The 24,420-nt window shown below is 73.0% G+C and carries 22 protein-coding genes; 12 read left to right on the top strand and 10 right to left on the bottom strand.

Translation table 11 applies throughout. The features are described 5' to 3' along the window. Positions 1–4 precede the first annotated feature (4 nt). The 4 genes from ACSYGO_RS28935 to ACSYGO_RS28920 form a co-directional block, all read right to left on the bottom strand. The gene (locus tag ACSYGO_RS28935) at positions 5–208 is read right to left on the bottom strand and encodes a cold-shock protein (RefSeq protein ID WP_095936249.1); all 204 of its coding nucleotides are present in this window, start codon (positions 206–208) and stop codon (positions 5–7) included. 218 nt (positions 209–426) lie between these two features. Then, positions 427–1,965: a histidine ammonia-lyase gene (hutH, locus tag ACSYGO_RS28930; RefSeq protein ID WP_426677492.1), complete on the bottom strand. Its 1,539-nt coding sequence runs from the start codon at positions 1,963–1,965 to the stop codon at positions 427–429. Between the two features lie 132 nt (positions 1,966–2,097). Continuing rightward, on the bottom strand, positions 2,098–3,249 hold the full coding sequence (locus ACSYGO_RS28925; protein WP_460388186.1) for a GGDEF domain-containing protein: 1,152 nt from the start codon (positions 3,247–3,249) through the stop codon (positions 2,098–2,100). Between the two features lie 393 nt (positions 3,250–3,642). Then, complete coding sequence (locus ACSYGO_RS28920) at positions 3,643–4,473, bottom strand: enoyl-CoA hydratase/isomerase family protein (protein WP_435229489.1); 831 nt, start codon at positions 4,471–4,473, stop codon at positions 3,643–3,645. A 442-nt stretch (positions 4,474–4,915) separates the two neighbouring features. Between ACSYGO_RS28920 and ACSYGO_RS28915 the strand changes: the two genes are divergently transcribed. Beyond that, a complete protein-coding gene (locus ACSYGO_RS28915; protein WP_460388184.1) occupies positions 4,916–6,028 on the top strand; it encodes a hypothetical protein in 1,113 nt (370 codons plus the stop codon). Positions 6,029–6,113: 85 nt separating this feature from the next. Here the strand turns inward: ACSYGO_RS28915 and ACSYGO_RS28910 are convergent, their stop codons facing one another. Together ACSYGO_RS28910 and ACSYGO_RS28905 are read right to left on the bottom strand one after the other, a co-directional pair. Further along, the gene (locus ACSYGO_RS28910) at positions 6,114–7,208 is read right to left on the bottom strand and encodes an adenylate/guanylate cyclase domain-containing protein (protein ID WP_426677493.1); all 1,095 of its coding nucleotides are present in this window, start codon (positions 7,206–7,208) and stop codon (positions 6,114–6,116) included. Positions 7,209–7,526: 318 nt separating this feature from the next. After that, positions 7,527–8,402, bottom strand: a complete 876-nt coding sequence (locus ACSYGO_RS28905) for a biotin--[acetyl-CoA-carboxylase] ligase (RefSeq protein WP_426677288.1) — start codon at positions 8,400–8,402, stop codon at positions 7,527–7,529. A 136-nt stretch (positions 8,403–8,538) separates the two neighbouring features. On the opposite strand from ACSYGO_RS28905, the gene ACSYGO_RS28900 reads away from it, so the two are divergent. The 4 genes from ACSYGO_RS28900 to ACSYGO_RS28885 all read left to right on the top strand — a co-directional run bounded on the left by ACSYGO_RS28900 (position 8,539) and on the right by ACSYGO_RS28885 (position 11,329). Next, positions 8,539–10,131, top strand: coding sequence for an acyl-CoA carboxylase subunit beta (locus tag ACSYGO_RS28900; protein ID WP_426677289.1), 1,593 nt, complete (start codon positions 8,539–8,541; stop codon positions 10,129–10,131). Positions 10,132–10,158: 27 nt separating this feature from the next. Then, positions 10,159–10,368 (top strand): acyl-CoA carboxylase epsilon subunit, encoded by a 210-nt coding sequence (locus ACSYGO_RS28895; protein ID WP_426677290.1) that lies wholly within the window; start codon positions 10,159–10,161, stop codon positions 10,366–10,368. A gap of 144 nt (positions 10,369–10,512) precedes the next feature. Then, positions 10,513–10,641, top strand: a complete 129-nt coding sequence (gene mmpB / locus ACSYGO_RS28890) for a morphogenic membrane protein MmpB (protein ID WP_359493777.1) — start codon at positions 10,513–10,515, stop codon at positions 10,639–10,641. A 67-nt stretch (positions 10,642–10,708) separates the two neighbouring features. Continuing rightward, entirely contained in the window at positions 10,709–11,329 is a 621-nt protein-coding gene (locus tag ACSYGO_RS28885; protein ID WP_426677291.1) for a Maf family protein, read from the top strand. Here ACSYGO_RS28885 and ACSYGO_RS28880 read toward each other — a convergent pair whose 3' ends face one another. Beyond that, positions 11,330–11,830, bottom strand: a complete 501-nt coding sequence (locus ACSYGO_RS28880; protein ID WP_460388182.1) for a hypothetical protein — start codon at positions 11,828–11,830, stop codon at positions 11,330–11,332. Positions 11,831–12,185: 355 nt separating this feature from the next. Here ACSYGO_RS28880 and ACSYGO_RS28875 point away from each other — a divergent pair, with 355 nt between their 5' ends. Continuing rightward, positions 12,186–13,958, top strand: coding sequence for an acetyl/propionyl/methylcrotonyl-CoA carboxylase subunit alpha (locus ACSYGO_RS28875; RefSeq protein WP_426677293.1), 1,773 nt, complete (start codon positions 12,186–12,188; stop codon positions 13,956–13,958). A 277-nt stretch (positions 13,959–14,235) separates the two neighbouring features. Continuing rightward, positions 14,236–14,781, top strand: a complete 546-nt coding sequence (locus ACSYGO_RS28870) for a TetR/AcrR family transcriptional regulator (RefSeq protein ID WP_179332551.1) — start codon at positions 14,236–14,238, stop codon at positions 14,779–14,781. A 78-nt stretch (positions 14,782–14,859) separates the two neighbouring features. Here ACSYGO_RS28870 and ACSYGO_RS28865 read toward each other — a convergent pair whose 3' ends face one another. Together ACSYGO_RS28865 and ACSYGO_RS28860 are read right to left on the bottom strand one after the other, a co-directional pair. Further along, positions 14,860–15,828 carry a DeoR/GlpR family DNA-binding transcription regulator gene (locus ACSYGO_RS28865; RefSeq protein ID WP_078629255.1) on the bottom strand — a complete coding sequence of 323 codons (969 nt, stop codon included), beginning with the start codon at positions 15,826–15,828 and terminating at the stop codon, positions 14,860–14,862. A 177-nt stretch (positions 15,829–16,005) separates the two neighbouring features. Continuing rightward, positions 16,006–17,454, bottom strand: coding sequence for an NAD(P)H-quinone dehydrogenase (locus tag ACSYGO_RS28860; RefSeq protein ID WP_095936239.1), 1,449 nt, complete (start codon positions 17,452–17,454; stop codon positions 16,006–16,008). Positions 17,455–17,562: 108 nt separating this feature from the next. Between ACSYGO_RS28860 and ACSYGO_RS28855 the strand changes: the two genes are divergently transcribed. The 4 genes from ACSYGO_RS28855 (at position 17,563) to ACSYGO_RS28840 (ending at position 22,086) form a co-directional block, all read left to right on the top strand. Further along, a complete protein-coding gene (locus tag ACSYGO_RS28855) occupies positions 17,563–18,000 on the top strand; it encodes a gamma-glutamylcyclotransferase (RefSeq protein ID WP_095936238.1) in 438 nt (145 codons plus the stop codon). Between the two features lie 127 nt (positions 18,001–18,127). Continuing rightward, entirely contained in the window at positions 18,128–18,952 is an 825-nt protein-coding gene (locus tag ACSYGO_RS28850; protein ID WP_426677295.1) for a purine-nucleoside phosphorylase, read from the top strand. Positions 18,953–19,064: 112 nt separating this feature from the next. Further along, positions 19,065–20,705 (top strand): phospho-sugar mutase, encoded by a 1,641-nt coding sequence (locus tag ACSYGO_RS28845; protein ID WP_426677296.1) that lies wholly within the window; start codon positions 19,065–19,067, stop codon positions 20,703–20,705. A gap of 169 nt (positions 20,706–20,874) precedes the next feature. Continuing rightward, positions 20,875–22,086 carry a hypothetical protein gene (locus tag ACSYGO_RS28840; protein WP_460388179.1) on the top strand — a complete coding sequence of 404 codons (1,212 nt, stop codon included), beginning with the start codon at positions 20,875–20,877 and terminating at the stop codon, positions 22,084–22,086. Positions 22,087–22,110: 24 nt separating this feature from the next. Here the strand turns inward: ACSYGO_RS28840 and ACSYGO_RS28835 are convergent, their stop codons facing one another. After that, complete coding sequence (locus ACSYGO_RS28835; RefSeq protein WP_460388177.1) at positions 22,111–22,794, bottom strand: PH domain-containing protein; 684 nt, start codon at positions 22,792–22,794, stop codon at positions 22,111–22,113. Between the two features lie 675 nt (positions 22,795–23,469). On the opposite strand from ACSYGO_RS28835, the gene deoC reads away from it, so the two are divergent. After that, on the top strand, positions 23,470–24,420 hold the full coding sequence (deoC, locus tag ACSYGO_RS28830; RefSeq protein WP_037765347.1) for a deoxyribose-phosphate aldolase: 951 nt from the start codon (positions 23,470–23,472) through the stop codon (positions 24,418–24,420).

Raw genomic sequence — 24,420 nt, 5'->3', positions numbered from 1 at the left:
CCGATCAGGCGGGGATGATGTTCTCCGCCTGCAGGCCCTTCTGGCCCTGCGTGACGTCGAACGAGACCTTCTGGCCCTCCAGCAGCTCACGGAAGCCGGAGCTCGCGATGTTGGAGTAGTGGGCGAAGACGTCGGGGCCGCCGCCGTCCTGCTCGATGAAGCCGAAGCCCTTTTCCGAGTTGAACCACTTCACGGTTCCTGTAGCCATGTTGTTCTCCCGAACAGGTAAGGGTCCCATCCGGAGATGCACCGGGAAAATGCCGGAGATGCCGGTAAAACAAAACGCGCCTGCGGAAGATTCCGATCAGGCGCACAAAGTAAATGGGTACCAAAACGTATCAATGGGAGACCCTAGCACACCGGGGAGGGCAGCCCGGTGCGGAGGGGCGCCGGCGGACGGCGCCCCTCCGCGTACCACGGGGTCCGCTACTGCAGCGGGCCGGTGACCGGCTCCACGGCCTTCAGCACCCCGCCCGCGCGCACGAACGCGTCCGCCGCCTCCAGGTCGGGGGCGAGGAAGCGGTCCGGGCCGGGACCCTGGACGCCGGCCGCGCGGACGGCGTCGATGACCGCCTGCGTCGCGGGGGCCGGGGCCAGGCCCTCACGCAGCTCGACCGCACGCGTGGCGGCGTACAGCTCGATGGCGACGATGCGGGTCAGGTTGCCCACCGCGGTGCGCAGCTTGCGCGCCGCGGACCAGCCCATGGAGACGTGGTCCTCCTGCATCGCGGAGGACGGGATGGAGTCCGCGGACGCCGGGACGGCGAGGCGCTTCATCTCGCTCACCAGGGCGGCCTGCGTGTACTGAGCGATCATCAGGCCCGAGTCGACACCGGCGTCGTCCGCGAGGAACGGCGGCAGGCCGTGCGAACGGTTCTTGTCGAGGAGGCGGTCGGTGCGGCGCTCGGCGATGGAGCCGAGGTCGGCGGCGGCGATCGCGAGGAAGTCGAGCACGTAGGCGACGGGGGCGCCGTGGAAGTTGCCGTTCGACTCGACGCGGCCGTCGGGCAGCACGACCGGGTTGTCGACCGCCGAGGCCAGCTCGCGCTCGGCGACCGTGCGCGCGTGGGCGAGGGTGTCGCGGCCCGCGCCGGCGACCTGCGGCGCGCAGCGCACGGAGTAGGCGTCCTGGACGCGCGGGGCGTCGTCCTGGTGGTGCCCGGTGAGCTCCGAACCCTTCAGCACGGCCAGCATGTTGGCGGCGCTGGCGCCCTGTCCGGGGTGCGGGCGGATGGCATGCAGTTCGGGCGCGAGGACCTTGTCGGTGCCGAGCAGCGCTTCGAGCGAGAGGGCGGCCGTGACGTCGGCCGACTTGTACAGCGCCTCCAGGTCGGCGAGGGCCATGACCAGCATGCCGAGCATGCCGTCGGTGCCGTTCAGGAGGGCGAGTCCCTCCTTCTCGCGGAGCTCCACGGGGGTGATGCCGTGTTCGGCGAGGAGCTCGCCGGCGGGGCGGACGGTGCCGTCGGGGCCCTCCGCGTCACCCTCGCCCATGAGCGTGAGCGCGCAGTGGGACAGCGGCGCCAGGTCGCCGGAGCAGCCGAGCGAGCCGTATTCGTGGACGACCGGGGTGATCCCGGCGTTCAGGATGTCCGCCATGGTCTGCGCGACCTCGGGGCGTACGCCCGTGTGGCCGGAGCAGACGGTCTTGAGCCGCAGGAACATCAGCGCGCGGACGACCTCGCGCTCGACGCGCGGGCCCATCCCGGCCGCGTGCGAGCGGACGATGTTGCGCTGCAGCTGGGCGCGCAGCTCCTGGCTGATGTGCCGGGTCGCGAGGGCGCCGAACCCGGTGGAGACGCCGTAGACGGGCTCCGGCTTGGCCGCCAGCGCGTCCACGATCTCGCGGGCCGCGGCGAGGGCCGCCACCGCCTCGCCGGAGAGCTCGATCCGGGCGTCGTCGCGCGCCACGGCAAGAACGTCGGACGCGGTCACCCCGGACGTCCCCACCACCACAGTGTGCATATCCATATTCAGGAGCGTACGCAGTGAATTCGTTGATGTCACTAGTGGGTGCCGGGTTGACCCCTTACTCCGGCGAACGTCACAGCGGACCTCCGGACGTCCGGAACCGCCCGGTCCGCGGCGGCGGGCAGGTCAGGGGCGCAACTGGTGGCGTCCGCGGAAGCGGCGGCGCTCCCCCTCGGTGGGCGACGGAGCGTCCGCGAGCTGCATGACCGGGTCGTCGGGGCCCTCGCGCCCGGCGACGACGGGCCGAGCCGCGCGGACGGCCTTGGCCCGGTACTGGGCCGCGTCCGCGAGCCGGAAGAGCCGACGGGCGGACCGTACGGGCCCGATCGCCTCCTCGGTCGAGGCGACCCCGCACGCCACGCCCTCGCCGAGCTCCAACTCGGCCGCACGGCGGCACAGTTCGTCGGCGATCCGGACCACGGCGGCCGCCGGCGGACCCACCGCCAGCAGACAGAACTCGTCACCGCCGAGACGGGCGGCCAGGGTGCCCGGAAGCATGGCCCCGCACAGGGACAGCACCGACCCGAACCGTTCGAGGAGCCGGTCGCCGACCGCGTGTCCGCGGGTGTCGTTGACGCGCTTGAGCCCGTTCAGGTCGCAGACCACGAGGCTGACCACGACGCCGTCCTTCTTGTACTGCTCGACCGCTTCGTCGAGGCGCATGTCGACGGCACGGCGGTTGGCGAGCCCGGTGAGGGAGTCCGTGAACGCCAGCCGCCGCGCCTCCTCCAGGCGTTCGGTCTGCGCTATCCCGGCGGCGACGACGGAGGCGAGCACGGTCGCGAAGTCGGCGTCGGCCCGGCCGAAGACCGGGGTACCGGCGGAGCGGGCCACGTACAGCTCACCCCAGGCCCGGCCGTGCAGCACGATCGGGGCGACCACGCAGCAGCCGCGCCCCCGTCGGCGCAGTGCGGCGACGCGCTGGTGGCAGTACCCGGCACCGCCGCCCGCCGGGCCGTCGGCGGTCTCCACCCAGGCGTTCGGGCCACCGCCGCCCGCCCAGCGCTCGTGCAGGAACTCGGTGATCTCCGGGAACTGGTGCACCGGATAGGACTCCCCGTCCGGGAACTCGGCCTCGTCCGCCGCCCGGTCGCCCACGTTGGCGAGCACCCTCAACCGCCCGAGCTCGCGCTCCCACACGGAGAGCGCGGCGAAGCTTCCGGCCAGCGCGTGGCACGCGCCGAGGGCCGCGGCCCGCCACGACTCGCGCGGGGTGCGTGCCGCCGCCATCCCCTGCGCCAGCTCCACCACGGCCTTCAGCCGACTGTCCTCACCCATCACCCCAGGCTAGGTAAAAACATGGCATTTAGGGACATTGATACGGCGAACAGGGGTCCGAGCGGGCGGGAGCGGCGGGAGGGAGCCCGGCAGGAGCCGCGGGAGGGCGCCCGAAGCAAGCCCGGCAGGAGCCGCCGGAAGCCGCCCGAAGCAAGCCCGCCCGGAGCGCCGGAGGGAACCGCCGGAGACGGCCCAGTGCGAACCGCCCGAAGCGCCGGAGGAAACCACCTGAAGGGGCCCTGCGCGAACCGCCTGAGGCGTCGGACGGAGTCACCGGAGACGGCCCGGCGCGAGCCGCCCGAAGCGCCGGAGGAAACCGCCGGAAGAGACGGGCGAGGCCCCGGCGGGAGCCCTACCGGGCGTTCCCGCCGGACAGACGCCGGCCGACCCTTCTCACTCGCCGGGCCACTGCGGGGTGCGCTTCTCGTTGAACGCCGCCACGCCCTCGGCCCGGTCCCCCGAGAAGGCGACCGACCGCCATGCGGCGTCCTCGACCTCCAGGCCGGCACGCAGGTCCAGGCCGTGACCGAGCCGCAGCGCCCGCTTGGCCGCGCGCAGGCCGACGGGAGAGTTCGCGGCGATGCGCGCGGCGAGCGCGAGGGCCTCCGCCGTGTCCTGTCCCGCCTCCACCAGCTCGTCCACGAGTCCCAACTCCCGCGCCTCGGCCGCCTCCAGGCGCCGCGCCGAGAAGATGAGCTCGGCCGCGCGGGCCGCACCCACCCGCCGGGGCAGCAGCTGCGTGCCGCCACCGCCGGGGATCACCCCGACGGACACCTCGGGCAGCCCGACGACCGCCGTGCGGTCGGCGACGATCAGGTCGCACGACAGCGCCAGCTCGAACCCGCCGCCCAGGGCGAAGCCGTGCACGGCCGCGATGGTCGGCATCGGCAGCTCCAGGACACCCGTGTACGCGGCCCGCGCCACCGGGCGCTGCCGCACCAGGTCGGCGTCGCTGAAGGAATTGCGCTCCTTCAGGTCGGCGCCGACGCAGAAGGCCCGCTCATGGGTGGACGCGAGCACCACCACGCGGACGTCCCGGTCGGCGGCGAGCGCATCGCAGGCCCCGGCGATCGAGCGGGCCATCTCGGTGGACACCGCGTTCATGGCCTTGGGCCGGTCGAGGGCGAGCTCGGCGACGTGTCCGTGCCGCCGTACGGCGACGAACTCCCCGAACCGCCGCTCGTCGACCTGCTCCGTCGTCGACTCCGGCCCCTGCTCCGCCATGACGCCCTCCCGGTTAACGTGGGTTAACAACCGACGCCCCGATCATCGCAGCCGACGCCGCCCCAGGAAACCCGCTCCCCCGCCCCGTACGTCCCCGTTCGGGTGACATCCGGCCCAACTCCCGCCCATCGCGCGCGAACCGTGCATAACCTGCGCACCGCCACAGCGCTTCGGGGGGGCGCGGGCACGTAGGGGAGGGACGACCATGACGAACGGCCGTACGACAGACGTCGACAGGACCCGCCCGGAACCTCAGGCCGGCCCCACGAGGAACAGCGCGCCCCGGACCGGCCCCGCGCCGGCCCGCACGACAGATCCGGCTCCTTCCGGAACGGCCCCGGCCCCCACCACCGCCGCGGCCCGACCGGCCGGCCTCACGCCCACACCCACCGACACGTCCGGGAACGCCACCCGCGGGGCCGCCGACAGCGGTGGGCCGTCGGTGAGCGGCACGCGAGGTGTCGCGTCGAGGGACGGCACGGGCGACGGCCCGTCGAGGCCCGGCACGGACGGCACGCGCCGCACCTCGGCCGCCGCGGACACCGACGGCACCCCGGAGAGCGGTACGGCCGCCGACGGCACCCCGCCGACCGACAGCCCGGGCACCCGCCCCACATCCCCCGCCACAGCCGGGAACGGGCCCGCGCCGACCGGCGCGGGCTGCGTGCGGCGCACCTCGGACACCGACGGCACCCCGGAGAGCGATACGGCCGCCAAGGGCTCCTCGGAGGGCGGCGCACACGGCGGCGGCGCCTCGGAATCGGAAGGCGATACGGCCGTCGGCGGCCGCACGGAAGGCGGCGCAGGCTGCGCTCGGCGCTCCGGAAGCGGTCGTGTCGGCGCGAAGGGCGGCCCGGTCCGGTCCGCCCCCATGGTGGACGGTGCCCGCGGGACCCGGACCGAGTCCTCGGGGCCCCGCCTGCACGAGGGGGCGCCGAAGTCCGGTGACACGGCCGTCCCGCCCGGACGGTTCCGCCCCGTGCGGGGCCGGCACCGCAGACCGCGGCCGAGGCGGGTGCTCTTCGCCGTAGGGGGACTCGCGCTCGCCGCGGGGGCGCTGAGCCTCGCGCGGGTGGCCCCCGACTCGGTGATCGGGGGTGGCGGGAGCGCGGAGGCCGAGCCGCGCGCGGGGAACGCCACGGACCCCGCGGGCTCGGCGGGGTCCGCCGTCACCACGGTGGAGGCGGTGCCCTCGGCGCGATCGACCGCCGCCACGGCATCCGGCGTGATGGGCGGTGCCGCCACGACTCCGGCACCGGACGACAGCACCACGCCCTCGGCGCCGTCGACGACGCCCTCGGCCGTCCCGACGACGCCGTGGCCCCACGGCAGTGCCGTCGCGAGCGACGCACCGGGCGCGACGGGCATCCCCTCCGTGCCGATGACCACCCCGCCGCCGCGGGCGACGACCGCCCCGGCCACTCCGACGCCGGCGCCGGGCACCAGCAGTCACGCCCCGGCGCCGCGGCCCGAGCCGCCGGGCGTCTGCGTCCCGATCGTCGGCATCTGTGTGCACGGCCTGTCGGGGCCCGGTCTCCCGGGTCTGCCCGGATGAGCGGCCGACGGCCCGGCCGGTGCCCCGGTGTCCGGCCTGCCCCGGCGACCGGCCCACGGTCCGGCCGGTGCGCGGAAACCCGGGGCTACGCCTCGGTGTCCCGGCGCGCGAGCAGCCACGGCTCGATCACACCGAGGCCACGCACCGGGCGCTGCCACATCGGCTGGAGGGCGAAGCGGTAGGTGGGCGGTTCCTCGCCCTCCTTCTCGGCGGTGGCCGCGGCCTCGGCGGCCTCCGCCTCGGACGCGGGGGCCTCCGCGGTGCGGATCAGTTCCTCCGCGAACGCGCCGTCCACCAGGACCGCGTCGCGCGGCGCTATCGACGTGAGCCGGCTCGCGAGGTTCACGGTGGTGCCGAAGACGTCGCCCATCCGCGTGGTCACCGTGCCGAAGGCGATGCCGACGCGCAGCTCGGGCATCGTCTCGTCGTGCGCCATCGTCTCGATGAGCCGCAGGGCGATCTCGGCGGCGATCCCGGCGTCGTCCGCCGCGTACAGCACCTCGTCGCCCAGGGTCTTGATGAGGCGTCCCCCGTGCGCGGCCACCAGGTCGGCGGCGGTGGTCTCGAAGGCCTCGACGAGTTCGCCGAGTTCCTCCTCCTCCATGCGGCGGGTCAGCCGGGTGAAGCCCACCAGGTCGGCGAAGCCGACGGCGAGGCGCCGGTCGACCATCTCCTCGTCGTCCGCCGCCTGCACGACCCGGCCGGTGGCGGCGGCGAGCTGGCGCCGCCAGACGTAGACGAGGAACTCCTCCAGCTCGGGCAGGAGCAGCTCGATCAGGGGGTACGTGACCTCGGTGCGGGTCATCCCCGGTTCCGGGGGCTCCGTGAGGCCCTCCAGGAAGGAGTCGATCTGCCACTCGGCGAGACGGGCCGTGGTCTGGCCGGTGGAACGGGCGACCTGCACCGCCATGGCCTCGCTGAGCAGCCCCGCCTCGACGAGACCGGCCAGGCGCCGCAGGGCGAGCACGTCCGCCTCGGTGAGCGCCTTGGCCTGCCCGATGTCGGCGAAGCCCATGGCCCGCCAGAAGCGGGACGCCAGTTCCATGGAGACACCGGCGCTGCGGGCTGCCTGGAACGGCGTGTAGCGGCGCTCCGCGCCGAGGATGAGCCCCTCCAGGCGGAGCGCCAGGGGGTCCTCGCCGTCCTCGGGCTCGGCGGGGAGGTCCACGCGGCCGTTCAGGTCGGTACGGGCGTCGGGGCCCGTGTCGGACCCGGCGTCCGGCCGTGTCCCGGGCCGGGCGCCGGCCGGCGAGGGCGACGCGTCGGTGACCGGCCCGGCGGTACGGCCCGGCTCGCCGTCGGGAGCGGGCCGGGCGCCCGCGTCGGAGCCGGTGTCGTCGACGGTCACGCCTGCTGCCCTTCCGATCTGCCGAGGTCAGATATCGGCCGCGCTCAACTCTACGGCAGGTGTGCGCTGGCTCACTCCCGACGCCGGGACCCAGGTCGGGAGGTTTCCACGGGCACCGTCCCGGCCGGGGTTTTCGGCCGCCGGGGCTCCCTACGCGGACCGCAGGTGCACCACGTCGCCCGCGCCGACGGGCTGCTGCACGCCCGCTTCCGTGGCGATGACCAGCCGGCCGTCCGCGTCCAGGGCGACGGCCTCGCCGGTGATCGTGCGGTCGCCGGGCAGTTCGGCGCGGACCGCTCGTCCGAGCGTCGCGCACCCGGCGGCGTACGTCTCCTGGAGACCGGAGGCGACGGGGTCGCCCGCGGCGTCGCGCCACCGCAGGTACCAGTCCTCCAGGGACCGCAGCACGGCCCGCAGCACGGTGTCACGGTCCGTGCTGACCGCTCCCGCGAGCGCCAGCGATCCGGCCCCCGGCACCGGCAGTTCGTCCTCGCGCAGGGTGACGTTGATGCCGATGCCGACCACCACGGAGTCCGTCCCGGCGCGCTCGGCGAGGATGCCTCCGGCCTTGCGTTCCTCCCCGTCGACGGTCACCAGCAGGTCGTTGGGCCACTTGAGTGCCGTGTCGACGCCGGCGGCGCGGGACAGCGCGGTCGCGACGGCGACGCCGGTGAGCAGCGGCAGCCAGCCCCAGCGCTCCACCGGGACCCCGGTGGGCTTGAGCAGGACGGAGAAGAAGAGGCCGGAGCGGGCGGGCGCCGTCCAGCTGCGGTCGAGACGGCCGCGCCCGGCGTTCTGTTCCTCGGCGACGAGGACGGCGCCCTCGTCCGCCTTCCCGTCGCCCGCCAGGGCGACGAGGTCGGAGTTCGTGGATCCGGTGCGCTCCACCACCTGGACATCGCGCCACAGGCTGCCGTGCTCGCCGTCGCGGACGAGCGCCCGGTTCAGGGCGGTGGCATTCAGGGGCGGTCGGTCCAGGTCGGACCACCGGTTGTCGTTCGCGTCTGAAGCATCTCGCGGCGTCATGCAACCCACCCTAGGTGTGGTAAACGCCGCACTGCTGAACGGTAGGCACGCCACTACGCTACGGATGAGTAGCAAGTCCCCCTTCTGAGCACCTCACCCTCACGTCCCCCTAGAGCAGGCAGGGAGCCGCATCCCGATGTCCGAGCCGGAAGAGCTGCAACACCCCGACATCCACACCACCGCGGGCAAGCTCGCGGACTTGCAGCGCCGCATCCAAGAGGCGACGCACGCCGGCTCGGAGCGCGCCGTCGAGAAGCAGCACGCGAAGGGCAAGCTGACGGCCCGTGAGCGCATCGAACTCCTGATGGACGAGGGGTCCTTCGTCGAGTTCGACGAGTTCGCCCGGCACCGCTCCACCGACTTCGGGCTGGAGAAGAACCGTCCCTACGGCGACGGTGTCGTCACCGGCTACGGCATGGTCGACGGCCGTCCCGTCGCCGTGTTCTCGCAGGACTTCACCGTCTTCGGCGGCGCGCTCGGCGAGGTCTTCGGCCAGAAGATCATGAAGGTGATGGACTTCGCGCTGAAGACCGGCTGCCCGGTCATCGGCATCAACGACTCCGGCGGCGCCCGCATCCAGGAAGGCGTCAGCGCGCTGGGCATGTACGGCGAGATCTTCCGCCGCAACACCCACGCCTCCGGCGTCATCCCGCAGATCTCGCTCGTGGTCGGCCCCTGCGCGGGCGGCGCGGTCTACTCCCCCGCCATCACCGACTTCACGATCATGGTCGACCAGACCTCGCACATGTTCATCACCGGCCCCGACGTCATCAAGACGGTCACCGGCGAGGACGTCGGCTTCGAGGAACTGGGCGGCGCCCGCACCCACAACGCCACCTCCGGCGTCGCCCACCACATGGCCGGCGACGAGAAGGACGCCATCGAGTACGTCAAGCAGCTCCTGTCGTACCTGCCGTCCAACAACCTCTCCGAGCCTCCCGCGTTCGCCGAGGAGGCCGACCTCGCCCCGACCGACGAGGACCGCGAGCTGGACACCATCGTGCCCGACAGCGCGAACCAGCCGTACGACATGCACGCGGTCATCGAACACGTCCTGGACGACGCCGAGTTCTTCGAGACCCAGCCGCTGTTCGCGCCCAACATCCTCACCGGCTTCGGCCGCGTCGAGGGCCACCCCGTCGGCATCGTCGCCAACCAGCCGATGCAGTTCGCCGGCTGCCTGGACATCGACGCCAGCGAGAAGGCCGCCCGCTTCGTGCGCACCTGCGACGCCTTCAACGTCCCGGTCATCACCTTCGTCGACGTCCCCGGCTTCCTGCCCGGCGTCGGCCAGGAGCACGAGGGCATCATCCGCCGCGGCGCCAAGCTGATCTACGCCTACGCCGAGGCCACCGTGCCCCTGATCACGGTCATCACCCGCAAGGCCTTCGGCGGCGCCTACGACGTCATGGGCTCCAAGCACCTGGGCGCCGACATCAACCTGGCCTGGCCCACCGCCCAGATCGCCGTCATGGGTGCCCAGGGCGCGGTCAACATCCTGCACCGCCGCACCATCGCCGCCGCCGAGGACCAGGACGCCACCCGCGCCCGCCTCATCCAGGAGTACGAGGACACGCTCCTCAACCCCTACACGGCCGCCGAACGCGGTTACATCGACGGCGTGATCATGCCCTCGCAGACCCGCTCGCACATCGTCCGCGGCCTGCGTCAGCTGCGCACCAAGCGGGAATCACTCCCTCCGAAGAAGCACGGCAACATCCCCCTCTAGACCCCGATCGGACTCCTGGGAGCAGACATGACGATCAAGGTCGTACGGGGCAATCCGACCCCCGAGGAGCTGGCCGCCGCACTGGCGGTGGTCAGGGCGCGCGCCGCGGCGGCGGCCTCGGCCCCGTCGGGCGCGCGCCGCGAACCGGACGCCTGGGCCGACCCGGCCCGGCTGGCGATGAGCCGCCTGCCGGCCCCGGGGCCGAAGGCGTGGGGCCGCACCTACTGGCCCGCCTAGGACGACGGCCCGGGGTTCGTGGACGGCCGGCGCGGGACTTCCCGGGCCGGCCGCCGGGACCCCGGGTCCGTGTCCCGCGAGCCCCCGGAAGTTGAGTACGCGTACTCAGGCGCCCGGCCCCCTGCCCGCCGCACGATCGGGGACATGCTGTGGTCCGACCCCGAGAACGAACCCCCCGAGGAACTCCGCGACATGCAGGAGATGTTGCGGCGCCTGGGCATTCTCGTGGCGCTGGCCATGGTGCTCGCGATGATCCTGCTCGGCGTGACATGAGTGGCCCGGGCGAGCGAAGCGGACGGACACCGGCCGGCGGCCCGCACCGCGCCGATACCCTGAGCGCATGACCGATCAGCCGCGCCGCCGTCTCGTGCTGGCCTCGCAGTCCCCCGCCCGGCTCAACCTGCTGCGGCAGGCCGGACTCGCCCCCGAGGTGATCGTGAGCGGGGTGGACGAGGAGGCCGTCAGCGCCCCCACCCCCGCCGAACTCGCCCTCGCGCTGGCCGAGGCGAAGGCCTCCGTCGTCGCAGCCCGCCCCGAGGTGCAGGGCGCACTGGTGATCGGCTGCGACTCCGTCCTCGACCTGGACGGCCAGGCCCTGGGCAAGCCCGCGGACAGCGAGGAGGCCACCGCGCGCTGGAAGGCGATGCGCGGCCGGGCCGGGACCCTCCAGACGGGGCACTGCGTCTACGACACGGCGGCCAAGCGCTACGCCTCGGCGACCGCGTCCACCGTGGTCCGCTTCGGCGAGCCCACGGACGAGGAGATCGCCGCCTACGTCGCCTCGGGCGAACCCCTCCACGTGGCGGGCGCCTTCACCCTCGACGGCCGCTCGGCGCCGTTCATCGAGGGCATCGACGGCGACCACGGCAATGTCATCGGCATCTCGCTGCCGCTCGTGCGCAGGCTCCTCGCCGAGCTGGGCGTCGGCATCACCGAGCTGTGGACGCCGCGGGAGAAGTGATCAGGAGGCGGAGGGGGCCGGAGGGGCCGCGACCGGGGCTCCTCCGCCGTTGTCGCCGTCCTTGCCGTCCTTGCCGTCCTCGGGCACGGCGTCGGCCGGACCGGCCGCCGCACGGCGGTCGTACGCCAGCAGGGTGAACACGATCAGCCCGAGCACGACCATCATGAAGGCGAACGCGCCCCAGCCCACGAGCCCCACCGTGAACGCGCCGAGCAGGCCGTGCACCACGGCGGCGCTGATCAGCAGGACACGCCCGAGAACGCGCGGTGCGCGGTCGCGGAGGGCGACCAGCAGGGCGGTCAGGGCACAGGCCGCGAAGTACAGGCCGAAGACCAGCCCGCCGACCTTCGACGACACGGACATCATGTCGGGGTCGAGCCCTGCCAGGGACATGTCCTGACGGTCGACGACCACGCCGAGGAACCAGTTCAGCAGCGCGATGCCGATCGCCTCCACGAAGAGCACGATCGCCGTCGCCCACGCCACCGGTCTGCGCACCACCGGTCCCCACCCACTTCCGCGTGCTGTTACTCCCAGTACGTTCAAGACATCGCGAACGCTACTAACGGGTAAACCGCGGGACAAGAGGTCTGCGCGGGGCAAAGAATCATTGGGCCATTCGTAGGGACTCCACAAAGAAACCTTGTGGGCCGCAGCACGGAGTCACAGAGACCTTGACCACACCGGAGGGCTAGGGTTCAGGGAAGGATTCCAGCGTGCTGCGGTGCGACAAGGGATTTCGCGGGTCGGTCGAGCCTCGCATCACGCTCCGTGTGGGCAAGCTCACCACTGGGGACGGGTCGAAACGTCGTGTCGGCTGTCCCTAAACTCGGCTTGTTTCAAGGAGGGAGCCATCGTGCGCAAGGTGCTCATCGCCAACCGTGGCGAAATCGCTGTCCGCGTGGCCCGGGCATGCCGGGATGCCGGGATCGCAAGCGTTGCCGTCTATGCCGAACCGGACCGGGACGCTCTGCATGTCCGTGCGGCGGACGAAGCGTTCGCGTTGGGCGGTGACACCCCGGCCACCAGTTACCTGGACATCGCCAAGGTGCTCCAGGCCGCCAAGGACTCGGGGGCGGACGCGATCCACCCCGGTTACGGCTTCCTGTCCGAGAACGCGGAGTTCGCGCAGGCCGTTCTGGACGCCGACCTGATCTGGATCGGCCCGCCGCCGCACGCCATCCGCGACCTGGGCGACAAGGTCGCCGCCCGGCACATCGCCCAGCGCGCCGGTGCCCCGCTGGTCGCCGGCACCCCCGACCCGGTCTCCGGGGCCGACGAGGTCGTCGCGTTCGCCCAGGAGCACGGCCTGCCCATCGCGATCAAGGCCGCCTTCGGCGGCGGCGGCCGCGGTCTGAAGGTCGCCCGCACCCTCGAAGAGGTCCCGGAGCTCTACGAGTCGGCCGTGCGCGAGGCCGTCGCCGCCTTCGGCCGCGGCGAGTGCTTCGTCGAGCGCTACCTCGACAAGCCCCGCCACGTCGAGACCCAGTGCCTGGCCGACACCCACGGCAACGTGGTCGTCGTCTCGACCCGCGACTGCTCCCTGCAGCGCCGCCACCAGAAGCTCGTCGAGGAAGCTCCCGCCCCCTTCCTGTCCGACGCGCAGGTCCAGGAGCTCTACTCCTCCTCCAAGGCCATCCTCAAGGAGGCCGGCTACGTCGGCGCGGGCACCGTGGAGTTCCTCGTCGGCAACGACGGCACGATCTCCTTCCTGGAGGTCAACACCCGCCTCCAGGTCGAGCACCCGGTCACCGAGGAAGTCGCCGGCATCGACCTGGTCCGCGAGATGTTCCGCATCGCCGACGGCGAGGCCCTCGGCTACGACGACCCGGAACTGCGCGGCCACTCCTTCGAGTTCCGCATCAACGGCGAGGACCCGGGCCGCAACTTCCTGCCCGCCCCCGGCACCGTCACCCGTTTCGACCCGCCCACCGGTCCCGGCGTGCGCCTGGACGCCGGTGTCGAGGCCGGCAGCGTGATCGGCCCCGCCTGGGACTCCCTGCTCGCCAAGCTCATCGTCACCGGCGCCACCCGCGAGCAGGCCCTGCAGCGTGCCTCCCGGGCCCTGGAGGAGTTCCAGGTCGAGGGCATGGCCACCGCCATCCCCTTCCACCGCGCGGTGGTCAAGGACCCGGCCTTCGCCCCCGAGCTGACCGGCACCACCAACCCGTTCACGGTCCACACCCGCTGGATCGAGACCCAGTTCGTGAACGAGATCAAGCCGTTCGCCGCTCCGGCCGACGCCGAGACCGACGAGGAGCCGGGCCGCGAGACCGTCGTCGTCGAGGTCGGCGGCAAGCGCCTGGAAGTCTCCCTGCCCTCCTCCCTGGGCATGTCGCTGGCCCGCACCGGCCTCGCCGCGGGCGCCAAGCCCAAGCGTCGCGCCGCCAAGAAGTCTGGCCCCGTCGCGTCGGGCGACACCCTGGCCTCCCCCATGCAGGGCACGATCGTCAAGATCGCTGTCGAGGAGGGCCAGGAGGTCAAGGAAGGCGACCTCGTCGTCGTCCTCGAAGCGATGAAGATGGAGCAGCCGCTCAACGCCCACCGCTCCGGCACCGTCAAGGGCCTGTCCGCCGAGGTCGGCGCCTCCGTCACCGCGGGCGCCGCCATCTGCGAGATCAAGGACTGACCCGCGGCCCCGGCCACGGACAACGGAACAGCAGCACCGAATCCGGGAGCGCCCGGCGGACCGCATCGACCGGTCCGCCGGGCGCTCCGGTGCTGTCGGCGCCCGTCACCGTCCGGGCGTGCGGGTGCCGCCCGGGGCGACCGCCCGCGGGCGCCGATGGCATGCTGGACCGCATCCGCACGGCAGGAGAGGTCAGGTGGCGGCCATGGCGGGCCCGACCGCACGGGAGAGGGCGCACGTCCCCGCGTCCCCGGCAGGCCACGGGGCGCCGCGCGGCATGCGTGCCGACGCCCGGCGCAACCACGAACGGCTGGTCGCCGAGGCGCGGTCCGCGTTCGCCGAGCACGGCACCGACGCGTCCCTGGAGGACGTGGCCCGGCGTGCGGGGGTGGGGATCGGCACGCTGTACCGCCACTTCCCCAATCGGCACTCCCTGATGAGCGCGGTGTTCGAGGACGCGGTCGGCGACCTGCTGTCCCGCTCGCGCGAGCTCCTCGACGCACCGCAGCCGTGCACCGCCCTGGTGGAGTGGCTGCGCGCCATCATCACTCATGCGGGTGAGTACCGCGGGCTCGCGCGTGCCCTCATGTCGGCCGCCCGGGACGACACTTCGGATCTCGCGCGGTGCAGCGGCCCGATGACCGAGGCGGGCAGCGCCCTACTGCGCCGCGCCCAGGACGCCGGCGCCGTACGCCCCGACGTCTCGATCGGCGATCTGCTCCAGCTGACCAACGCGATCGCGCTGGCCGCCGAGGAGACCCCGGACGAGCCCGAACTGGCGGACCGTCTGCTCGGCCTGACCCTGCGTGGCCTGAAGGCGTGACCCCGCGCGGGGCCCGGCCGGTGGGACAGGCCCCGTCGCAGGCCCCCGCGGGAGTGCCGGAGGGCCCGTCAGGAGCGGTCAGCGGCGGCGGAGATCGGCCACCCTGGCCCGCTCGCCCTGCGGCTGTTCCCCGAGGACCGTGGCACTGCGCAGCTGCGGGCCCGTGCCCGGAACCACCTGGCCGCGGCGCGGTCCCGGGAGGGGGACGTCCCGGCGCGGCTGACGCCCCGCCGGGACGGGATCCCCTCCCGCACCGCCCGAGGCGGATGACCCCGCCACCGCGATCTGGACGCCCTGGTCGGCCAGCGCCTGGAGTTCGGTGACCGCGCGGTCGTCGTGCGCCGGCGGCTCGTCGGTGACCAGACGCGTGATCACGTCGGTCGGCACGGTCTGGAACATCGTGTCCGTGCCGAGCTTGGTGTGGTCGGCGAGGACGACGACCTCGGCCGCCGCCTGCACCAGGGCCCGGTCGACGGACGCCGAGAGCATGTTGGACGTGGACAGGCCGCGCTCGGCGGTCAGCCCGCTCCCGGACAGGAAGGCCCGGGAGACGCGCAGCCCCTGGAGGGACTGCTCGGCGCCGGAGCCGACCAGGGCGTAGTTGGAACCGCGCAGGGTGCCGCCGGTCATCACGACCTCGACACGGTTGGCGTGGGCCAGCGCCTGTGCCACCAGCAGGGAGTTGGTGACGACGGTCAGTCCGGGCACCCGCGCGAGCCGGCGTGCCAGCTCCTGCGTGGTGGTCCCCGCGCCCACCACGATGGCCTCGCCCTCTTCGACGAGACCCGCGGCGAGATCGGCGATGGCCGTCTTCTCGGCGGTCGCGAGATGCGATTTCTGCGGAAAGCCGGACTCTCGCGTGAACCCGCCCGGCAATACCGCACCGCCATGCCGGCGGTCGAGGAGTCCTTCTGCCTCCAGTGCGCGCACGTCCCGCCGTACGGTCACTTCGGAGGTCTGGACGACGCGGGCGAGCTCACGGAGCGACACGGCCCCGTTCGCACGCACCATTTCGAGGATCAATTGGCGACGTTCTGCAGCGAACACGAAACTGACAGTAACCCCAACGACCGTCTGGTTTCAGCAGTTTGCGCCGAATAACAGAAGTTGTTCGCATGGCAGGGCGCTAAGTGGTATAGGCGCCTACTCGCGCCGCCTATGCCGTACGAATGGTCGACGACTCCCCGTGACCGGCCGGGGAGCGTCGTGGGACGTCAGCGGGCCTCAGCCCTCTCCGGTGGCCTTCCGGGTGTGCAACTGCCGTGCCACCTCGGCGATCGAGCCCGAGAGCGAGGGGTACACGGTGAAGGCCTTCGCGATCTGCTCGACCGTCAGATTGTTGTCGACCGCGATCGAGATCGGATGGATCAGTTCCGAGGCGCGCGGTGCCACCACGACACCGCCGACCACGATCCCGGTGCCGGGGCGGCAGAAGATCTTGACGAAGCCGTCCCGGATGCCCTGCATCTTGGCGCGCGGGTTGCGCAGCAGCGGCAGCTTCACGACGCGGGCCTCGATCTTGCCGGCGTCGACGTCCGCCTGGGTGTAGCCCACGGTGGCGATCTCGGGGTCGGTGAAGACGTTCGACGAGACCGTCTTCAGGTTCAGCGGGGCCACCGCGTCGCCGAGGAAGTGGTACATGGCGATACGGCCCTGCATGGCCGCGACGGACGCGAGAGCGAACACACCGGTCACGTCACCGGCCGCGTACACACCCGGAGCGGTCGTCCGCGACACCTTGTCGGTCCAGATGTGACCGGAGTCCCTGACCTTGACGCCGGCTTCCTCCAGGCCCATCCCGCTGCTGTTCGGGATGGCGCCGACCGCCATCAGGCAGTGCGAGCCGCTGATGACCCGGCCGTCGGAGAGCGTGACCTCGACGCGGTCGCCGACCCGCTTCGCGGACTCCGCGCGGGAACGCGCCATGACGTTCATGCCGCGGCGGCGGAAGACGTCCTCCAGGACGGCCGCCGCGTCCGGGTCCTCGCCGGGCAGCACCCGGTCGCGGCTGGAGACGAGCGTGACGCGCGAGCCGAGCGCCTGGTAGGCGCCCGCGAACTCGGCACCGGTGACACCGGAACCGACCACGATGAGCTCCTCGGGGAGCTCGTCGAGGTCGTAGACCTGGGTCCAGTTCAGGATGCGCTCGCCGTCGGGCTGCGCGTCGGGCAGCTCACGGGGGTGACCGCCGGTCGCGATGAGGACGGCGTCGGCGACGAGTGTCTCCTCGGTGCCGTCCGCGGCCCGCACGACGACCTTGCGGGAGCCGTCCAGGGCCTGCATGCCCTCCAGGCGTCCCCGGCCGCGCAGGACGCGTGCGCCGGCACGCGTGACGGAGGCCGTGATGTCGTGCGACTGGGCGAGCGCGAGACGCTTCACACGGCGGTTGACCTTGCCGAGGTCGACGCCGACCACCTTGGCCGCCTGCTCCAGCGGAGGCGTGTCGTCGGCGACGATGATCCCCAGCTCCTCGTACGAGGAGTCGAAGGTGGTCATCACCTCGGCCGTGGCGATGAGGGTCTTCGACGGCACGCAGTCGGTGAGCACCGACGCCCCGCCCAGACCGTCGCAGTCGACGACGGTCACCTCCGCGCCGAGCTGGGCGGCCACCAGGGCCGCCTCGTATCCGCCGGGTCCGCCACCGATGATCACGATCCGAGTCACGTACTCCATTGTCCCGCACGCTTCAAGGTGCCGACGCCCCGGGGGCCGACGCGCGTGCTTTCGAGCCACTTCTGTTACGCGAGAGGCGCACGGGTCCGCTGCCGTACCCTCGACCGCATGTCGCTCTACGCCGCGTACGCCGGCAATCTCGACCCGCGGCTGATGACGCGCCGCGCCCCGCATTCGCCGCTCCGCGCCATCGGCTGGCTGAACGGCTGGCGGCTCACGTTCGGCGGGGAGCACATGGGCTGGGAGGGCGCGCTCGCGACGATCGTCGAGGCGCCGGGCTCGCAGGTGTTCGTGGCGCTGTACGACATCGCCCCGCCGGACGAGGACTCCATGGACCGCTGGGAGGGGGTCGGCCTCGACGTCTACCGGCGGATGCGCGTACGCGTGCACACGCTGGAGGGCGAGGAATCCGCGTGGGTGTACGTCCTCAACGGGTACGAGGGCGGTCTCCCCTCGGCGCGCTACCTCGGCGAGGTCGCCGACGCGGCGGAGTCGGCCGGGGCGCCGCACGACTACGTCATGGAGCTCCGCAAGCGGCCCTGCTGAGCCCGTCGCGAAGATCGCCTTCCCCGTCGTCCGCCGCACGTCTTGTCGGAAACGACAAGACAACGATCGCAAGACCGTGAGCTCCATCATCTACGCGCGTAGGCCAGGACCGGCTACGCTCATCCGCGTGAACGCATCTCTTCTTCCGGACGACATCCAGGGCGACCCCTACGCCGCCGCCGACGCCGCCGCCTCGCGTCTGCGCGAGCTGACGGGCGCCGAGACCCACGACGTCGCCCTCGTGATGGGCTCCGGCTGGGCTCCGGCCGTGGACGCCCTCGGCTCCCCCGAGGCCGAGTTCCCGGTCACCGAGCTGCCCGGCTTCCCCCCGCCGGCCGTCGAGGGGCACGGCGGCACGATCCGCTCGTACCGGCTCGGTGACAAGCGCGCCCTGGTCTTCCTGGGCCGCACCCACTACTACGAGGGTCGCGGCGTCGCCTCCGTCGCGCACGGCGTACGGACCGCCGTCGCCGCCGGCTGCAAGACCATCGTGCTCACCAACGGCTGCGGCGGTCTGCGCGAGGGCATGCGCCCCGGGCAGCCGGTGCTGATCAGCGACCACATCAACCTGACGGCCACCTCGCCGATCGTCGGCGCGAACTTCGTGGACCTGACGGACCTGTACTCGCCGCGGCTGCGCGCGCTGTGCAAGGAGGTCGACCCCAGCCTGGAGGAGGGCGTCTACGCGCAGTTCCCCGGGCCGCACTACGAGACGCCCGCCGAGATCCGGATGGCCCGGGTCATCGGCGCGGACCTCGTGGGCATGTCGACCACCCTGGAAGCCATCGCCGCGCGTGAGGCGGGCGCCGAGGTGCTCGGCATCTCCCTCGTCACCAACCTCGCCGCGGGCATGACGGGCGAACCCCTCAACCACGAGGAGGTCCTCCAGGCCGGCCGCGACTCCGCCGCCCGCATGGGCGAGCTGCTCACGCAGGTGCTGGACCGGCTGTAGTCCGGCTCGGGCCGCGGTTCCCCCGGCCCCTGGGGGACGACAGGGGCGCAGGGGCGGACCCGTCGTGACGGCCGCCGGCGACGTAGAAGACGAAGAGAGAGGTTCACCCGAGGTGCAGGACGAACTCATCGCACGGGCCGAGGCGTGGCTGGCCGAGGACCCCGACGCGGACACCCGTGCGGAACTCGCCGCGCTGATCGACGCCGGGGACGTCACGGAGATCGCCGCGCGCTTCAGCGGCACCCTGCAGTTCGGCACCGCCGGTCTGCGCGGCGAGCTCGGCGCGGGCCCGATGCGGATGAACCGCTCCGTCGTCATACGCGCCGCCGCGGGCCTGGCCGCCTACCTGAAGGCCGGCGGGCAGGCCGGCGGTCTCGTCGTCATCGGCTACGACGCCCGTCACAAGTCCGCGGACTTCGCACGCGACACCGCGGCGGTGATGACGGGCGCGGGGCTGCGCGCCGCCGTGCTCCCCCGGCCGCTGCCCACCCCCGTCCTCGCCTTCGCCATCCGGCATCTCGGCGCGGTGGCGGGCGTCGAGGTCACCGCCAGCCACAACCCGCCCCGCGACAACGGCTACAAGGTCTACCTGGGCGACGGTTCGCAGATCGTCCCCCCGGCGGACGCGGAGATCGCGGCCGAGATCGACGCCGTCCGCGCGCTCGCCGACGTGCCCCGCCCGGAGTCCGGCTGGGAGACCCTCGGCGAGGACGTCCTGGACGCCTATCTGGCCCGTACGGACGCCGTGCTGGCCGAAGGGTCGCCGCGTACCGCCCGCACCGTCTACACGGCGATGCACGGCGTCGGCAAGGACGTGGTGCTCGCGGCCTTCGAGCGGGCGGGCTTCCCCGCACCGGTCCTGGTCGCCGAACAGGCCGAGCCGGATCCGGACTTCCCCACCGTCGCCTTCCCCAACCCGGAAGAGCCCGGCGCGATGGACCTCGCCTTCGCGAAGGCCCGCGAGACCGGCCCCGACCTGATCGTCGCGAACGACCCCGACGCCGACCGCTGCGCGGTGGCCGTCAGGGAGCGCGGCGAAGCGGGCGACTGGCGGATGCTGCGCGGTGACGAGGTCGGCGCGCTGCTCGGCGAGCACCTGGTGCGCCGCGGGGCGCGCGGCACCTTCGCCGAGTCGATCGTCTCCTCGTCCCTGCTCGGCCGGATCGCCGAGAAGGCCGGCCTGCCGTACGTGGAGACCCTCACCGGCTTCAAGTGGATCGCCCGCGCGGACGGGCTGCGCTACGGGTACGAGGAGGCGCTCGGCTACTGCGTCGACCCGGACGGCGTGCGCGACAAGGACGGCATCACCGCCGCCCTCCTGATCACCGAGCTCGCCTCCGAGCTCAAGGAGCAGGGACGGACCCTGCTGGACCTCCTCGACGACATCGCCGTCGAGTACGGCCTGCACGCCACCGACCAGCTGTCGGTCCGGGTGGAGGACCTGTCCGTCATCGCCGACGCCATGCTGCGCCTGCGCGAGCGGCCGCCGACCCGGCTCGGCGGCCTGGCGATCACGAACGCCGAGGACCTGACCAAGGGCACGGACACCCTCCCGCCCACGGACGGCCTGCGCTACACGCTGGAGGGCGCGCGGGTCGTCGTCCGCCCGAGCGGCACGGAGCCGAAGCTGAAGTGCTACCTGGAGGTCGTGGTGCCCGTGGGTTCCCGGGACGACCTCCCCGAGGCCCACGCCGAGGCCGCCGCGCTGCTCGCGGCGATCAAGCGGGACCTGTCGGCCGCGGCCGGCATCTGAAGCCGCCCGGTGCGGGCCCCTCGAACGGACGGGCCCGCACCGAACACCTTTCCCATCACCGCCCTTACGGGTGATTTCCGCACGGCAGTTGTCGCAGCACTCCCGGGCGCCGCCGCGGGACCGAGGCACGGTTACCGGTAGCGCACCGCCGAGTCCCAGGAGCTGCCGCGTGCCCTCGACCGCTTCCCGGCCGACAACCGCCCCACCCCGGAACGCCCCGAGCGGACTCTCCCCCACCATCCGGCGCCCGCCGCGGCAGGCCACCGTCGTGGCCCGGTTCCGGGCCGCGCTGCGCCGCGCGGCCCCCGCCCTGCTCGCCTACGCGGCCGTACGCCTCGTCGGCCTGCTCGTGCTCACCGTGTGGGCCCACCGCCGGCACCACGGCGTCTGGCCGCTGCTGGCGGCGAAATGGGACGCGGACTGGTACCTCGGCATCGCCGACCACGGCTACGCGCGTGTGCTGGGCGCCGCCTACGACGCCAACAACCTCGCCTTCTTCCCGCTGTACCCGGTGCTCGTCAAGGCGGTCGCCGCCGTCACTCCGGGCACCCGTGCCACGACCGGCGTCGCGATCGCCGTCGTGGGCTCCTTCGCCGCCGCCTGGGGGATCCACGCGGTGGGCAGCCATCTGCACGGCCGCCGCGTGGGTGTCCTGCTGACCGTGCTGTGGGCGGCGCTCCCGGTGGGTCTGGTCGAGTGGATGGGGTACACGGAGTCGCTGTTCACCGCGTTCGCCGCGTGGTCGCTGTACGCGGTGCTCACCGGCCGCTGGCTCTGGGCCGGTTCGCTGGCGGCGCTGTCGGGACTGACCCGCCCGACGGGCATCGCGGTCGCCGCGGCGGTCACCGTCGCGGCCCTGCTGTCGCTGCGCCGCGGATTCTCCGCCCGCGCGCTCGCGGCGGCCCTGACCGCCCCCGCCGGCTGGCTGGCGTACGTCGGCTGGGTGGGCCTGCGCCTGCACCGCTGGGACGGCTACTTCGCCGTCCAGCGGCTGTGGCACAACGAGTGGGACGGGGGCACCGAGACCCTGCGCCGGCTGCGGGAGATCCTCGGGCAGAACTCGACGCCCGAACTGTTCTACGTCATGGTCACCGCGACACTGCTGGTGTCCGTCGCCCTGTACGCGCTGTCCCTCTGGGACCGCCAGCCGCTCCCGCTGCTGGTCTTCACCGGGGTCCTGCTGCTGATCGTCCTCGGCAGCGGGGGCGTCTACTTCCCGCGGGCCCGTTTCCTGCTGCCCGGCTTCCCGCTGCTGCTCCCGGCGGCCCTGCACCTGGCCCGGTCCTCGCCCCGGTTCCGCACCGTGGCACTCACCGGCGCGATCCTGCTCTCGGCGTACTGCAGCGCGTACATGGCGCTGGTGTGGCCGAGCGCTCCGTGACCCGGCCGCCCCGCGGGGTGCGGGTCAGCCCGTCGCCAGCAGGATGACCAGCAGGACCGCCCCGGCGATCGCGGGTCCCATCACCTCGTACGCCCAGCGCACGGTGACCTCGCCCTGTGCGCCCTGCTCGCCGGCCCTGGCCTCCGCGAGCCGGCGCAGATCGTCCATGATCTGGTCGGTCGTGGCACGGGTCGGCGCGGTGGCGGGCTGGTGGGAGCGGCCGAAGCCCATCGGTGACGGACGGCCCGCCGAGCCCGGACGGCGTCCGTCACCGCCGGCGGCGGCACGGGCCTGCTGCTTGGCGACCTTCTTGCGGGCGCGCAGCGAGACGGGCACCGCCCACAGCTGGTACTTCGTGCCGGAGGCGGCGACGACCTCGTTGGAGTAGCTGGAGCGCAGGGAGGCGACCTGGGCCCAGGGCAGCACGATGACGCGGAACGGGTTGCGGACGCGCAGCCGGTCCTCGTTCGCGAAGACCGCGGGCCGCAGGGTGAACGCGGACACCAGCGGCACGACGAGGATCAGCGCGGCGAGGGCCAGCCAGGGGGTGCGGCCGTGTCCCGAGATCAGCGCGTCCACGCCGAGCCAGCCCGCGATGAGGAGCAGCAGGGCGCCGCCCGCGATACCGGCGGGCGACCGGTAGATCCGGTCCTTCGACTCGGGTCGCGAGGCGTCCGGTACGGGTGACTGGGGGTCCGGGGTGCTCATGGCCCCGATTGTGCCCGACGCCCCCACCACCCCCACCCCTACCCCGCCCACCAGAGGCCCCCGGCCTCCCGGAAGCCTCCCCGCCGACCGAAGGCCCACCACCCGACCCCCCGGCTTCGTCCCGCCCGACCGCCCCGCGCCCTCCGGGACTTCCCCACGGCCCGGCCCGTCCACCGGACGATCCCCTGGACCTTCCCCGCAAGATCCAACCCCTCCGGCGCTCGAGGAGCGGGGTCCGGGATGGAGCCTCCAGGGCAAGGAACGGGTGGCTCCCACCCGCCCCGACACTCCGCCGGCAAGACCCAGCTCCTCCAGCGTTCGAGGAACGGGGTCCGGCACGGAGCCCGGGGCAAAGGACGGGGCAATGGACGGGAGGCTCCACCCCCGGACGCGCAAGATCCAGCCCCTCCGGCGCTCGAGGAGCGGGGTCCGGGGCGGAGCCCCGGGGCGAGGGACGGGCAGGGGCGGAGGGGGCGACATCCCGGCCGGCCTCAGAATGGGGAGGAACGGACGGGATCGCCCCGGCCCGGGGACCGAAGGCGGACGGACGGCCGAGAGCGCGGCCCCGCCCTCGCCCCACCCGGGGAGCGCCCCCACACCGGAAGTGATGAGGCACCCACTCCCGCCCCGGGGGTGTACAGCCGCTACGCGCGTAGATATGCTCGTCTGGTGACCATGCCCACCTCTGCACCCGCTGCCCTCGCTGACGCCACCGCGTCCGACAGCACGCTGCGCCGCTTCCTCCACGGGCTGCCCGGCGTCGACGCGGTCGGACTGGAGGCGCGCGCCGCCTCGCTCGGCACCCGTTCCATCAAGACCACCGCGAAGGCGTACGCCATCGACCTCGCCATCTCGATGGTCGACCTGACGACGCTGGAAGGCGCGGACACCCCGGGCAAGGTCCGGGCGCTCGGCGCCAAGGCGGTCCACCCCGACCCGACCGACCCCGCGACCCCCACCACGGCCGCCGTCTGCGTCTATCCCGACATGGTGGCCGTCGCCAAGGAGGCCGTCGCCGGCTCCGGTGTGAAGGTCGCCTCGGTGGCCACCGCCTTCCCGGCGGGCCGCGCCGCGCTCGACGTGAAGCTGGCCGACGTGCGTGACGCCGTCGCCGCGGGCGCCGACGAGATCGACATGGTCATCGACCGCGGGGCCTTCCTCGCGGGCCACTACATGAAGGTGTACGAGGAGATCGTCGCCGTGAAGGAGGCCTCGGGCGCCGCGCGCCTGAAGGTCATCTTCGAGACCGGCGAGCTGTCGACGTACGACAACATCCGCCGCGCCTCCTGGCTCGGCATGCTGGCCGGTGCGGACTTCATCAAGACCTCCACCGGCAAGGTCGCCGTGAACGCGACGCCGGCGAACACGCTGCTCATGCTGGAGGCGGTCCGCGACTTCCGCGCGCAGACCGGGGTGCAGGTCGGTGTGAAGCCGGCCGGCGGCATCCGCACCTCCAAGGACGCCATCAAGTTCCTGGTCCTGGTGAACGAGACGGCGGGCGAGGACTGGCTCGACAACCACTGGTTCCGCTTCGGCGCCTCCTCGCTCCTGAACGACCTGCTGATGCAGCGTCAGAAGCTCGCCACCGGCCGCTACTCCGGCCCCGACTACGTGACGGTGGACTGA

The organism is Streptomyces krungchingensis (genome assembly GCF_054729265.1).
Note: the sequence above shows the minus strand (reverse complement) of the source record. Positions and strands in the feature narration are given on the sequence as shown.